The organism is Pelagimonas sp., assembly GCF_058892305.1.
Map to the genome: position 1 here is coordinate 1 of NZ_JBZXVN010000085.1, position 12,894 is coordinate 12,894.

Annotated in this window: 11 protein-coding genes and 3 pseudogenes; 5 read left to right on the forward strand and 9 right to left on the reverse strand. The window is 57.6% G+C overall.

What is annotated here, in order from left to right; genetic code table 11:
* Positions 1-201 (reverse strand): annotated as a pseudogene (locus AC5EFR_RS23305) (hypothetical protein); the annotation flags it as partial.
* A gap of 1,284 nt (positions 202-1,485) precedes the next feature.
* The gene (locus AC5EFR_RS23310) at positions 1,486-2,121 is read right to left on the reverse strand and encodes a hypothetical protein (protein ID WP_493578079.1); all 636 of its coding nucleotides are present in this window, start codon (positions 2,119-2,121) and stop codon (positions 1,486-1,488) included.
* 329 nt (positions 2,122-2,450) lie between these two features.
* Here AC5EFR_RS23310 and AC5EFR_RS23315 point away from each other — a divergent pair.
* From AC5EFR_RS23315 to AC5EFR_RS23325, 3 genes and pseudogenes are all read left to right on the forward strand, one after another.
* Positions 2,451-2,819, forward strand: a pseudogene (locus AC5EFR_RS23315) (transposase); the annotation flags it as partial.
* Positions 2,820-3,294: 475 nt separating this feature from the next.
* Complete coding sequence (locus AC5EFR_RS23320) at positions 3,295-3,636, forward strand: carboxymuconolactone decarboxylase family protein (protein ID WP_493578080.1); 342 nt, start codon at positions 3,295-3,297, stop codon at positions 3,634-3,636.
* A 172-nt stretch (positions 3,637-3,808) separates the two neighbouring features.
* Positions 3,809-5,545 (forward strand): sigma-54-dependent Fis family transcriptional regulator, encoded by a 1,737-nt coding sequence (locus tag AC5EFR_RS23325; RefSeq protein WP_493578081.1) that lies wholly within the window; start codon positions 3,809-3,811, stop codon positions 5,543-5,545.
* Positions 5,546-5,590: 45 nt separating this feature from the next.
* Here AC5EFR_RS23325 and AC5EFR_RS23330 read toward each other — a convergent pair whose 3' ends face one another.
* The 7 genes from AC5EFR_RS23330 to AC5EFR_RS23360 all read right to left on the reverse strand — a co-directional run bounded on the left by AC5EFR_RS23330 (position 5,591) and on the right by AC5EFR_RS23360 (position 11,532).
* Positions 5,591-7,168, reverse strand: coding sequence for a GMC family oxidoreductase (locus AC5EFR_RS23330; RefSeq protein WP_493578082.1), 1,578 nt, complete (start codon positions 7,166-7,168; stop codon positions 5,591-5,593).
* 12 nt (positions 7,169-7,180) lie between these two features.
* Positions 7,181-7,774, reverse strand: coding sequence for a hypothetical protein (locus AC5EFR_RS23335; RefSeq protein WP_493578083.1), 594 nt, complete (start codon positions 7,772-7,774; stop codon positions 7,181-7,183).
* 34 nt (positions 7,775-7,808) lie between these two features.
* A complete protein-coding gene (locus AC5EFR_RS23340; RefSeq protein ID WP_493578084.1) occupies positions 7,809-8,507 on the reverse strand; it encodes a lipoate--protein ligase family protein in 699 nt (232 codons plus the stop codon).
* Entirely contained in the window at positions 8,504-9,193 is a 690-nt protein-coding gene (locus AC5EFR_RS23345; protein ID WP_493578085.1) for a 2-oxo acid dehydrogenase subunit E2, read from the reverse strand. Before AC5EFR_RS23345 ends, AC5EFR_RS23340 begins: the two co-directional genes overlap by 4 nt.
* Positions 9,190-9,423 (reverse strand): biotin/lipoyl-containing protein, encoded by a 234-nt coding sequence (locus AC5EFR_RS23350; RefSeq protein ID WP_493578086.1) that lies wholly within the window; start codon positions 9,421-9,423, stop codon positions 9,190-9,192. Before AC5EFR_RS23350 ends, AC5EFR_RS23345 begins: the two co-directional genes overlap by 4 nt.
* A gap of 74 nt (positions 9,424-9,497) precedes the next feature.
* A complete protein-coding gene (locus AC5EFR_RS23355; protein WP_493578087.1) occupies positions 9,498-10,523 on the reverse strand; it encodes an alpha-ketoacid dehydrogenase subunit beta in 1,026 nt (341 codons plus the stop codon).
* Between the two features lie 22 nt (positions 10,524-10,545).
* Positions 10,546-11,532 (reverse strand): thiamine pyrophosphate-dependent dehydrogenase E1 component subunit alpha, encoded by a 987-nt coding sequence (locus tag AC5EFR_RS23360; RefSeq protein WP_493578088.1) that lies wholly within the window; start codon positions 11,530-11,532, stop codon positions 10,546-10,548.
* Between the two features lie 734 nt (positions 11,533-12,266).
* On the opposite strand from AC5EFR_RS23360, the gene AC5EFR_RS23365 reads away from it, so the two are divergent.
* Together AC5EFR_RS23365 and AC5EFR_RS23370 are read left to right on the forward strand one after the other, a co-directional pair.
* Complete coding sequence (locus tag AC5EFR_RS23365; protein WP_493578089.1) at positions 12,267-12,677, forward strand: hypothetical protein; 411 nt, start codon at positions 12,267-12,269, stop codon at positions 12,675-12,677.
* Positions 12,674-12,894: pseudogene (locus tag AC5EFR_RS23370) on the forward strand (hypothetical protein); the annotation flags it as partial. The gene AC5EFR_RS23365 and the pseudogene AC5EFR_RS23370, both read left to right, overlap by 4 nt.

Consider the following 12,894-nt stretch of genomic DNA (forward strand, 5'->3'; position numbering starts at 1 on the left):
GACATCCAGAGTGGCCGGGCGTGCCGATAGAAGAAGCAGGGCCTTTTTCTCGAGATTGCTTTCAAGACCAAGGCGAACACCGTGACCGTCACCGATAACGGCACCACCAGTGAAATGTCGTTTTGACCCAACTTGGGTGTCACGATTGCCGCGGCTGACTTCAGGAAGGCGGATGCCGCCAGTTTGGAAATGGATGGACATGTTTCTGTCTTTCTATTGCGTGGGGACGTTCCCCGAGTTTGGAAATGATCCCCTCAGGCGATCTCAAACCGTTCGCAAAACACCCAACATGGACGGCGAAGAAAGTTCGAGACACACCTCCTCCGCTGCCATCAATGGATGACTTGGAGCGAGACCAGGATTGTTTGAAAAACCGATGTCCTTGAAATGAGCCCTCGGATGAGGTATTCAAAACGTGCTTTTAGGAAGGCTTCGGTCTTTCAGGAATTGTCGCGATCTGTTGGCGCAGGTCGCGTTTTTCTTTTTTAGTGTTCGGTCATGTCAATTCCTTTCGTCGTTTTGGCTTACGCCAAGAAGTTGCGTTAACGATAGCGTGCGAATGATGCTTCTTGAACTATTTTTTACCAACAAAATCAGCACCCTATATGCAATCCATAGGCTCCGTTTTCGCATACAAACTACCGCAACAGGTTGTGGTGATGGATCTTAGATTTCTAAATCTATGGCCGCCGCGACAGCTTCAGTTCCGATTGCAACTTGCGAAAAACTGTTTTCCAAAATCGCACGATAATTTCCCACAAAGGAGCACTCTCGATTTCGCTCAAAATCCAGGACCAAACGGGTCCCGATTCGGCACCACCAACCGCGGTCGCTATGTGAGGTTTTGGCAGACTAACCACGTGTTGATGGTCGTCGATATGATGAGAATGAAAAAACACGTGTATCACTTTCGGACAGTTCTTACGAAACCGGCGCACTGGAATATGCGTCGAAATTACCTGGCTAGGTTAATCGTATGAGCCGTGAAGCGATATGATGTGCTGTGTTTGTCATGGGGTGAGATTTGGAGGAATGATCGGCCGGCAACAAGAAAATCCGCGCAATCGTTTTGCCATCGGTCACACTACCGTGGCGTGTTCGACACAGGTTGGCACAAGATTTCGATTGGGAATTGCGGCCTATTGATCAGCTGATTAAACGCCTCCCTATCGGATTGGGAGAGCGTGCTCGACCAACAATTTCACCGATAGGGAGATGCACCCGATTCATGTCAGAAGGGGGTTTCTGGTGATTTTTTGCGGAAAATTTATTTCTTAGAAATCCTTGAAACCTTATCTTGCAGCCATCAACGCGACCTTGGTTTGCTGCAGTCCGATGCTTTCCGCGCGAGCGGCCTCTTCATGCCTCAGCAAAGCGAAATGGGCTCAAACCTGCCGTTCTCGGCAACGCAGCGGGATTTTTGAAGCCAGACGGCCGCTTTGCGGGACTTTACCGCCTTTCGCTGCAGCTGCACGAATGACTGCTTCAGTCGCGGCCGGAGGGAAGGTCGCTGATCTTCCTTGCCAAAACGTTGCCTTGTTTGATCACTTCGATTGTTGGCTGAACAGGAAGCCTTCGATCAACAGGAGGTGTGTCATCCAAAACGTTGAAGCGAACCCACTGACATAGCCTCCATATCGCGAGATGGCCGCCATAATGTTCCCACCGCATAGGCTTTCCATCTAGGTTTGACGTGTCCAAACTGACTACATCTCTCACCTCAAACGTGCGGTTTCGGCAATCAGAATCGATGGACCATGTTGGAGCGAGCATGTGGTGCGAGAACGCATTTCTGGTCAGTCGGGCGATTTGATAAGCGGCCACTATATCGGAGTTTTCATGGTTTTTCGGGCTGGGGACATGTTCCGCGAATACTTGCCTCATCGCCGATGACATGACGAACGTCGAAACAAACTCAAGTGCTGGAGCGGAATACTCAACCTGATCTTGCCGAAGCCCAAACTCTTCCCAAGTGGAAGTGTGTTTACCGAACGAATGTGAAATTGGTGCATCCAGCGGCAGAGTCTCTAGAGTCGCGTGAACGCTGACAATGCAAGCTAGACGAAATTGCTGCTCTGCCAGTTTCAACAAGTTGATGTGGTGTTCTTTGGTAAGCGCCATACTCTGATTATCGCAAGCCTCACTGAGGAAGAAAAGCCGCCATTCGTGGTGAGTGCAGCGTCCTGCAGTTTGGGCTCATTTCCTGACCTTCGCTACACCATGCACCAAAGTCTGCTTCCCCTACCCCCGCAAAGCCAGCCAGGGCTGCGATATTTGAGGTCTCCGCCCTGTCAGGCTTTGCTTAGGTCCCACCCAGTGGTGACATTCCTGCTTTGCAGAACCTGTGACATTTCTGGATGGTTGCAACAACCAATTGTAGCGGGAGCGCGCTACTTTGAACTGCGACTCCTGTTAGAAACCAATGGGTTATCTAATGAGGAGTTTGTGCCATGAGTGGCTCCTACAAGCAATTGAACATCGAAGAACGGCGTAAAATCGAACGCTGGCTGAATGCTAAAGTCCCTGTTCGCGAGATGGCGCGTGTGTTGAAGCGCTCGAAAGCGACGCTGTACCGGGAATTGAAACGAAACTATTTCGTCGATGAGAGCCTGCCAAAATACGCGGGCTATTATGGGGCTGCGGCGCAATTGAAAGCGGATGGCCGCCGTGCTCGGCAGAGAAAACTGATCAAGCACCCAGATCTCGCCAAAGACGTTGTTAAATGGCTCAAGAACGGGTGGACACCCGAACAGATTGGCAACCGGATGATCTATGAGCGCGCTCCGCTACGTGTCTGCCAAGAGACAATCTATCGCTGGAGCGCGCCACCCTGAAGTGCGATTTTTGTTAGAAAAAAACATGTTATCTTGGTCGCTCCGCCCTCGGCACATGCCGAGCAGGCCTTGCGGCCCGAAAGGACCGCCACCTGTCTGAGGTTTGCGGAGATGCCCTTCGGTCTTCCTACGCCAGCATCAACTGGGTCAGGTTCAAAGGTTCGCGTCACCGGGGTTTCCCCCTGTCAGCCTCTCAGTCCCCTAGGTGGAACTCATCCGACGCAAGGGCAGTCGATACCAGCTTGGGGTCACCTGTCAAACAATACCGGATGGGTTTCGTGATACAGGCACTGTCTCACCTTCGACCAAATGAGACAGTTCCCGGTAGCTCGGGGGCGCACACCTGATCTGTGATACCTCGCGACAGGCTTAACACGCATAGTGCCAGCCAAAGGCCCGAGACACGTCTAGCGAATTTGGAAAACGCATCACTGTCACTCTGACTTGATGGGAGGAAAAGATGACAAAAAACTACCGCGCTGAAGGCGCAGAGATCGACAAACGCGTGGGTGCACTGTTCAAGGCGGCCCCTGCACCGATGAAATCCTATGGCCAACTGGTCGGCGCCGTGTCGGGCGAAGGGGCTTTATCGGGCAAAGTCAAAGAACTGATTGCGTTCTCGGTTTCCGTCGCCATTCGGTGCGAGGATTGTATCGTGTTTCACCTGCGTGCGGCGCTGAAACACGGGGCAACGCGCGACGAGGTGATCGAGGCGATCTCGGTCGCAATCGAAATGGGCGGCGGTCCGTCGGTCGTCTATGGGGGCCGCGCATTGGAAGCTCTGGACGCGCTGGTCGAATGACAGTGGGACAGGCATCGGCCCTGGCTCGATCCAGCTGTCACGCCGATGACGATTTCGACGAGCTTCAGGTGCTGCGTTCCTGTGCCAAGGTCGGACTTGGACAAAAAGGGGGTTCCACGCAATAATCAGGAAGGATTGCAGGGTCTGGTGACCCGGCAATGGGAGGAAAAACATGATGGCCTCGGATCAGAAAGAGGCGTTGCGCGATTTGGTCGATTTGTCCAAGGCGCGCTCGACGCAGCAACACCGTCTTTCGGTGGGTGCGCGCACGCCTATCCTGCGCCTGCAAAGCGCAGAGATCGCGCACCGGCGTGAACAGTTTCAATATCTGATTGGCGGTGCCGCTTCTGAACTGGACCGCAGCACGCTGCTGCCGGTTAAAAGTCGATATTGCCTGTTGGTCACCGATGCCGAAGGCGTCGTGCTTGAAAGCTATGCCCCCGAAGGGGTCGAGGCAGACTTTCAGCGCAACGGTCTGGCTGTCGGCGGCATCTGGAACGAGCAGCTGGCGGGCACCAATGGGATCAGCGTGACCTTGGCAGCGGGCCGCGTTCTGACCGTCTCGGGCGATGATCATTTCTATCGGTGTTTCTCGCGTTTTACCTGTAGCTCGGCGCCCCTGTCCGATGCCCAGAACAATTTAATCGGCTCTGTCACTCTGGTTGGCGCGGCCGGTCGGCGACCGGAAGAAATCGGCCTGTGTGAACAGACGCTCCGTCGCGCCACCCGCCAGTTCCAGACCCGGTTGTTCCGCAATTTTCACTCAAATAAGATGACTGCTCGGCTGATGTCGCGCGATCCCGAAACAAGGCGGTGTTTTGAAACGCTGGTGGCCTGCGACGACCGCGGAGCGGTTGTGTTTAGCCTGCCGTTGTGGCGCGATGACGCGCGCCCGACCTTGCATCAGAACCTTGTCGGGCGGCACCTGTCGGACCTGCAAGATTTGGACATCAGCCTGCGTGGACCCGCCCGCGTGCCGCCACGCCGCTATTTCGTGAATGCCTCTGTACCGCATGTGCCTGCACGGCTTAACAAAACGGGCCCCCTTGCCGGTTTCTCTTATCAGGGGGCGACACTGCCCAAACTGATCGACCGCGCCCGCAAACTGGCCGCCTATCGCGTGCCGCTTTTGATCTGCGGTGAAACGGGCGGTGACAGTCACGACTTTGCAAAGGCGATCATTACCGATCTTGGTTTGATTAGCCCGACCGGCGTCGCAGTGGACGCCAGTGGCCCCAACGCCGCCGAGGCCGTGGCCGAGGCATTAGAGGCGATGCGGTTTCTGGGTGACTACCCGGTTGACGGGGTGTCCCCCACATTGGTTTTGCAAAACATCGAACGTCTAGACGGCCCGACGCAAACCCGGCTGAAGCAGTTTCTTGAGGCTGATGAACGCGCCAACGGCGACCGCTACAACGAAGATCGGGCACTGGTGCTGTTCACCTCGGACCAGACATGGGCACAATTGCAGGAAAGCGATACCCTACAGCCTGACCTGTTATATCTTGTCGGCCAATCCGTGCTGGACCTGCCCCCGCTGCGACAGCGCGAGGTTCGCGATATCATCCAAACCCATCTTGCCCAGGACCGGGCCAACCCGCCCCTTGTCTCTGATCAGGCGATGGCTTTGCTGTGCGATTATGATTGGCCCGGAAACCAGCGCGAGATGCGCGCCGTGCTGCGCGAGGCGCTGATCTGCGGCAATGGCGCAACGATCAATGTGACCGATCTGCCCGACCGCATTCAGAACCGTCCGGCCACGCCAAAACGCGACCTTGCGCGGCATTCGCTGCGTGATGCGCTGAACAGTGCTGACTGGAATGTCACCAAGGCCGCGCGATTGCTCGGCATCAGCCGTGCGACGATCAATCGTTGGATCGCCTCGGAAGGATTGCAACGCCCCGAATAAAAACGGCCAGGCGTTGTGCCCGGCCGCCTCTGCAAGGAACCCGCCTCAGATGTTGCGGGCATTCATTTCCTGCGCAATGTACTCTGCCTGACGGATGGCCAGCGCCACGATCGTCAAGGTCGGATTACACGCCGCAGACGAGGTGAACTGGCTGCCGTCCGAAACGAACAGGTTAGCCATGTCATGGGCTTGGCCAAAGGCATTAACCACGCCCTTATCCGCGTCCGCATGCATCCGGTTGGTGCCCATATTATGCGTGGCGGGATAGGCGGGCAGCTCGTAAACATCCGTCGCGCCGACCGCTTCATAGATCTGCGCCGAGGTTTCATACATATGCTCGGTCATCTCATAGTCGTTGTTATGCGGTGTCTTCGAGACAATCGGCACCGGAAGCCCATGCTGGTCGACCTCGCTGTCATGCAGGGTGATCCCGTTGCGTTCCTGCGCCAGATCCTCGCCCAGAACCCAGACCCCCGACATGCGGTCATAGGATTCAAGCGCATGCGCGACACTGCGTCCCCAGCCCGTATTCCCCGGCTCAAGGAACGCCGCCATGAAGGGCAGCCCCAGTGACAGGAACTCAAGATAATAGCCCCCGCTGAACCCGCGTGCGGCATCGTGATAGACTTCATCCCCCACAATCCCCGCAACCGAAGTGCCGCGGTACATGTGCACTTTTTCGGGCAGCACCGCATAGACGCCCCCGGTGGTGTGGTTCATATAGTTCTTGCCCACCTGACCCGAGCTGTTGGCCAGCCCATCCGGGAACATCGACGAGGCCGAGTTCAGCAACAGCCGTGGGCTTTCGATCGAGTTGCCCGCGACGCAGACCACCCGCGCCTTTTGCAGGTGTTGGTTGCCCTCTGCATCGGCATAAAGAACGCCGCTGGCCTTGCCGTCCGCGTCATGCTCGATCTTCAGGACCATCGCATCGGTCCGGATTTCGCACAGGCCGGTGTCTTCGGCGCGGGGCAGCTCGGTGTACATGGTCGACCATTTCGCCCCAATCGCACAGCCCTGCATACAAAAGCCGATCTGGTGACAGGCTGGTCGCTCGTCCCGCTCGACCGAGTTGATGGCCATCGGACCTGAATTATAGTCCGTGCGTCCGGTGCGGCGGCATCCCTCGGCCAGAACCCGAAAGCCGTTGTTCCACGGCAGGTGTGGCATCCCAGTGGTTTTGCCGGTCACGCCCATCTTAAGCTCGGCCTTTTCATACCAGGGGGTCATCTCCTCCAGAGTGATCGGCCAGTCCTCGACATTCGCCCCATCAATCGCGCCGTAATGGGTGCGTGTTTTGAATTCGTATTCCTTGAACCGCAGCGCGACACCCGCCCAGTGGACGGTCGAGCCGCCATAGCCCTTCACGATCCATGCCGGAAGGTTGGGGTGGTTCACCGCCCCGTGCCAGCCACCGCCCGAGTATCGTTTATCCAGCCACGAGATTTTGTTAAACATCGCCCATTCGTCGTTTTCGATATCGCCCATGTCAAAGCGTTTTCCCGCTTCAAGGACGACCGACTTGATACCTTTTTGGGCCAGCTCGTTGGCAAGGGTTCCACCCCCCGCGCCCGAACCGATGATGACGACGACAGAATCGTCATTGAGATCAAATTGTTCCATTGTACCTCTCCCTTACCCTTGAACCTGCGCAAGGCGCTCTTCCAAGGTCGGCCCTTCGGGCACAAACGTGATGTCCGAAAATCCGCGGTCGATATAACCGCCATGCTCGACCGAGGACCCCTCGTACCCAAACAGCGGCCAGATCTCTTTGTTGTCGTAGATGCCGAAATAGGCCGTCCACCGGACGGATTGGAAAAAGCCCTCGTTCTGGAAATGCCGAAGCAGACCCTCGCGGGCGTCAGGATCGGCGATGTCGGTATAGCTGGTTCCAAACAGCGACTGCGCCTGCGCCTCGATCTGGGCCAGTCCGTCGGTCAAACCTTTGGCATTATCCGCATCCATTTCGGCATTCTTCAAGACGGTCGCGGCTATCGCTTCGTAATACGACAGCTGCAAAACATCGGGATGCGGATAGATGTCCTGAATCACGCGCAACAGGCGGGCTTTCTGAGTGTCGTCAAGCACGCCAGCGGCCGCAAACGATGCGTTGCCCATCAAAGAAGCGGTCGTGATCCCGGCCATCGTTGTTGTCATCAGAAACATCCTCCGGCTCATCCCGGCGCGGGTCTCCTTTTCCGGCCGCAGCCGGTGAAATTGAATGGTCATGATTTTTCCTCCCGTTTTGGTTGGTCTGCGGCGTTCAGGCCGCCATGGATTCCCGAGACATAAGACTGGTCAGGCGGTCCTCCGCCGCCCGTGCCAGTGCGCCGGGGAAACTTTCTGGGTTCGTGCGTTCGCCGATCATTTCGCTCAGGGCGACATGGACCGTTGGGCGCAAACCGTCGCTGCCCGGAAAGGCGGCGCGGTGCAGTTGGGCCATCACCCGCCAATGCGTCGCGTCTGGCCGGGCCACAAGGATGGCGGCATGCGCCAGAACAATCGGGCCCGAGCGCGTGCTGCGCCAACGCTGCGCCGTCCCGGCAAGTTTTCTGCCCTTCACAAGCAGGTTCCACGTGCCGTCGCAAAACGACTGCGCGCAGGCGCCCGTTGACGACCGAATGTCGAACCGCGTCAGTGCCTCGGCCAATGCATTGCAGATCAGCCGATATCCGTCCTCGAGTTGAAAGCCCGGCGGGGCTGGAAACACCATCGCCAAATTCAATGTCCCCGGCCCCTGAGGGACAATGCCGCCTCCGCTGCGCCGGGTCACAACCGGGATCCCTGCCCGCTCGGCCTGCGTGGCGGCTTCCTGCACTTGCGGGCTTCGCATCAAAGTGGCGGGCAGCACCAGCGCGGGTGTCGCGCTGGACCACAGCAAAGCCGCAGGTCGCCCTTGCTGCAACAGCGCCATTTCACGGGCGACCCCGTCGTTCGCAGTAGGAAATTCCGCGACGATCACGGCACAAAACTTTCGATCGTATGACAAAGATCCGTCAGGAAATCCGCCGCAGGCGCGCCGTCAATCGCGCGGTGATCAAAGGTCAGGGATAGCCCGGTAAACGACCGCCATGCGATCCCGTCACCGTCGCGCACGGCCGTTTCCACGACCCGCCCGATCCCCAGAATTCCAATCTGTGGCGTGTTCAGGATCGGTGTGAACTGCTCTACCCGCGACAGACCAAGGTTCGACACGGTAAATGTGCCCCCGGTCATTTCCGCAACCGTCAGCTTGTTGGCCTTTGCCCGCTCAGAAAGGTCGCGACGTGCGGCGCGTAATTCGGGCAGGGTCATCTTATCCGCCCCGAAAATCGCAGGCGCGGCCAGCAGGTTTCCGGGCAAGGCAATTGCCACACCCAGATCCACCGATTTCGACAAACTGATCGAGCGCTCTTTGAGCGTTCCGTTGATGTCTGGGTGACGGCCCAAAGTCTGAACCACCGCCCCCATCAACAGGTCTTCGACGGAAAGCGCGATGCCCTCAGCCTTGAACTGCGCCTTTGCGGCCAGCATCGCGCCCATATCGGCGCGTGCATGGTGGGTCAGCTGTGCCGCCCCTTGCAGGGACGACAGCATCTTGTCCGCAATCATCGCGCGCGCGCCGCGCAACGGTACGACGCGCTCTTCGGTGTGTGACGCATCCATCATGCGATCGACCCGATCACGTCACCCTTGGCAACGATGGCGTCTTGTTCCTGCGTAATCGACAGGGTGCCGGAAGCTGGGGCGCTGATTTCGTGCTGTACTTTCGCGGTCATGATCTCGGCGATCAGCGCGCCTTCGTTGACCTGCGCGCCGTCGTCGGCCAGCCAGGCGGTGATGACGCTTTCCTCGTCGCCTTCCCAGAGGTCAGAGGGGATGATGATTTCCGTTGCCATGTGACAAAGTCCTTCCTTGGCCACTCCGGGCCTGACCGGAGTGGCGCGTTACAGTCGTGGGGATTACGTTCGGATCAGGCCGGGATCGGGGCCTGACACAGCTCGCGCGCGGCGGCGACGATCTTGTCTGCGTTCGGCAGGCAATGCTGTTCCATCACCCGGGCAAAGGGGATTGGAACATCGGGATAGGCGATCCGGCGCGGCGGCGCCTTAAGGTCGGCCAGATTGCTTTCGGTCACCGTGGCGATAATCTCGCCCGAGACGCCGAAGCTGTGGTAATCCTCGTCCACCACGATCAGCCGCCCGGTCTTTGCGACGCTGGCGCGGATCGTGTCGCGATCCAGTGGCACCAAGGAACGCAGATCCACCACCTCGGCGCTGATGCCCTGCTCTTCCAGAACTTTCGCGGCCTTCAGCCCGTGGTGCACGCCCTGCGCGATGGACACAATGGTCACGTCACGGCCCTCGCGGGCAATCTTTGCCTTGCCGATCTCGACCTCATAGGCCTCTTCGGGCACATGCACGATGGCGCCTTTTTCAGTGCCAAGCCATCCCATGCCCTGCAGACCCTTGTGATACATATAAATCACCGGGTTCGGGTCGCGGATCGCCGCCGTCATAAGACCCTTGGCGTCATAAGCGTTCGAGGGGCTGACGACCTTCATCCCGGGCAGGTGCGCGAAGCTGCCATAGAGGCATTGCGAGTGCTGCCCCGCATCCGAATAGCCGCCCCCGGTCGAGGTCATCAGCACCATTGGCACGTTGAACTTGCCACCCGAGAAATAGGTGTTCTTGGCCATCAGGTTGTAGATCGCATCAAAACAGACGCCGAAGAAATCGACGAACATCAGCTCGACCACAGGCCGCATCCCGTCCTGAGCCGCGCCGACGGCGGCACCGATAAAGCCGGTTTCAGAAATCGGCGTGTCGCGGACACGTTCCTTGCCAAATTCTTCCGCCAGTCCGCGGGTATTGCCAAAGACGCCGCCCAGATCGGCAATGTCTTCGCCCATCACAAAGACGCGCGGGTCGATGCGCATTTCTTGTGCGGTGGCCTCGGCCATGGCACGGGCAATTGTCAGTTTACGTTCATTTTCCATGTGTTGTTCCTCCCTTCCGCGCTCAGGCAAACACGGTTGTCAGTGCATCTTCGGGCTTGGGGTCCGGGCTTTGGCGGGCAAAGGCGATGGCCTCATCCACCTCGCCTTTGGCCTTGGCCTCCATCGCGTCCAGCTCGGCCTCGGCAAAGCCATGCTCGGCCACCAACACCTTGCGCAGATTGGGGATCGGGTCCTTGGCAATAAGCGCGTCTTTCTCGCCGTCAGGACGATAACCCTCGGCGTCGCCCATGAAATGACCGGCAAGGCGATAGGTCTCGATCTCGATCAGGGTGGGGCCTTCGCCGTTGCGCGCTCGTTCGATGGCCTCGCCTGCGACCTCATAGATTTTCAGCGGATCGTTGCCGGGGATGTAATGCCCCGGAATGCCATAGGCGGCGGCGCGGTCGGCATTGCACTGAATGGCGGTCGAGGCTTCTTTGGCCACGGAAATGCCCCACGCATTGTCTTCGACAACAACAACCATGGGCAGTTTCCAGACCGCCGCAAGGTTCAGCGCCTCGTGAAACGCACCCTGGTTCGCCGCGCCTTCACCAATGAACGAAATCGCCACACCGGGCTTGCCTTGCAGCTTGCGCGACAGAGCCGCACCCGCAGCCGGACCCATGCCCTGCGCAATGATGCCAGAGCAGGCAAAGTTCACATCAGCGTCGAAAATATGCATATGGCCGCCGCGCCCGCCCGACAGACCCGTGGCCTTGCCAAAAATCTCGGCCGCCATCTTTTTCAGGTCGACGCCCTTCGCGATGGCCTGATGGTGGGGGCGGTGCGTGGCTGTGACGATATCCTCAGGGTTCAAATGCGCGCAAACACCGACGGCAACCGGCTCTTGCCCGTTTGACAAGTGCATCTCGCCGGGGATCGGGCCGTCCGCCATGTTGAAGACCGGCGTCTTGCCCTCCATGTATATCTTCTCGATTTCTTCCTCAAAATGACGGCTGGCGACCATCTTTTCGTACATCCAAGACAATGTGTCGTTCGGTGGTGTCATGTTTTCCTCCCATGATTTTCTGTCACGGTAGGAAGCGATCAGGATTCGAGCGAAGGGACTTTGCGCGCTCTGATCCAGGGATTATTAAATTGTCTCATTTTGCTTAGATTGAGACACCGGGCGGGACATCCAGCACCTGTAGCAAGTCGGGTTCGGGTCTTCCTGACGAACAGTTCACCTCGTGTCCTGCGGCTTAAAAGCCCTGGTCACTCCGCCATTCTTCGTAATTCCCTTGGTCTACAAATCGTGGCACAGTTTTAGGGGGCCAAGACAACGATCTGACGCGCGGCTTGGTCGGTAAATACATCGATATCTACGAGATGCCGGACGGACGCATCCAGGTGCGCGCCAAAGGCGTCGCCCTACCCTTCACCATAGACGGTCCACACCAGCAGCGCGTGACCACGCCGCGATCACTGAGAACAAGCACTTGAGCGCTGTCCTCGCGCATATCAAAGAAGAGCAAGAGAAAGCCACGGCACCGCCAAATGTCAAACCCGTAAGCGCGAAGAACGGCTACAAAAAGACGGGTCGTCGTTCACCAGGTCGCCCCTCGAAGATGGAGGCGTACTACGAGAGACGACGAGCGGAACGAGCTGCTGTCGCACAAAAGAACTGACCTTCGCGCGACGCTGGCAAATGGCGGCTTTGCGGACAACGCGCCCCTTCGCTGCGGTTGCGCCAATGACCACTTTGTCTTTTGTCACAAACTCTGAATTGAGATCGTCATATCTGTGAACCTTAAATTCGGAGATATGATGCAGAAGATTGTTTTAGCCGGAGTTGGAGCGCTTTCGGTTCTAACCGCGGCCTATATGTGGACTGCAACCCAGCACTGGTATGACACCGTGCCGGGTGTCAGGCTGACGGGGCCAATTAACTTTCACTTTGCGAAGGATGTTGCCCTTGCCTATCTGGCAAGCGGCGCTGCCCTGATTTGGGCTGCTACCAAAGGAGACAAACCAACCGGAGTTTTCGGTGCCTCGTGGCTCGTTTTACATGCATTGTTTCACATTTGGATTTGGACGCAGCGGGGCAATCCGACGGATCTGGTCGCCGCGACGAACTTGATTGGCATCCAGATCCCTGCCTTCACAGCACTGTTTTTGGCGATAAACCTCAAATCGGAAGGGATCGAGACATGATTGGCGCGCTCTTAAGATGGGGCTTTCAACGGTTCGGATCTCAGTACAACTACAATACTGACTACATGACCCATATTGCTGAAACCTCCACTGCGGCGGGGGTTCGCCTTGCTATGCTGCCTCTGTACAGCCAATTTCGCGGTCCTAAACAGGCCCTCAACGTCTGGGCGGGCGCGATGCTGGGGTCAACGCAAGAAGTGTCTGACGTCAGCGCCTA

Excerpts from the sequence above, each read along its gene's own strand:
- AC5EFR_RS23330 (WP_493578082.1), bottom strand. The coding sequence starts at position 7,168 with ATGGAACAATTTGATCTCAATGACGATTCTGTCGTCGTCATCATCGGT.
- AC5EFR_RS23345 (WP_493578085.1), bottom strand. The coding sequence starts at position 9,193 with ATGATGGATGCGTCACACACCGAAGAGCGCGTCGTACCGTTGCGCGGC.
- AC5EFR_RS23335 (WP_493578083.1), bottom strand. The coding sequence starts at position 7,774 with ATGACCATTCAATTTCACCGGCTGCGGCCGGAAAAGGAGACCCGCGCC.
- AC5EFR_RS23325 (WP_493578081.1), top strand. The coding sequence starts at position 3,809 with ATGATGGCCTCGGATCAGAAAGAGGCGTTGCGCGATTTGGTCGATTTG.
- AC5EFR_RS23355 (WP_493578087.1), bottom strand. The coding sequence starts at position 10,523 with ATGGAAAATGAACGTAAACTGACAATTGCCCGTGCCATGGCCGAGGCC.
- AC5EFR_RS23320 (WP_493578080.1), top strand. The coding sequence starts at position 3,295 with ATGACAAAAAACTACCGCGCTGAAGGCGCAGAGATCGACAAACGCGTG.
- AC5EFR_RS23310 (WP_493578079.1), bottom strand. The coding sequence starts at position 2,121 with ATGGCGCTTACCAAAGAACACCACATCAACTTGTTGAAACTGGCAGAG.
- AC5EFR_RS23360 (WP_493578088.1), bottom strand. The coding sequence starts at position 11,532 with ATGACACCACCGAACGACACATTGTCTTGGATGTACGAAAAGATGGTC.
- AC5EFR_RS23350 (WP_493578086.1), bottom strand. The coding sequence starts at position 9,423 with ATGGCAACGGAAATCATCATCCCCTCTGACCTCTGGGAAGGCGACGAG.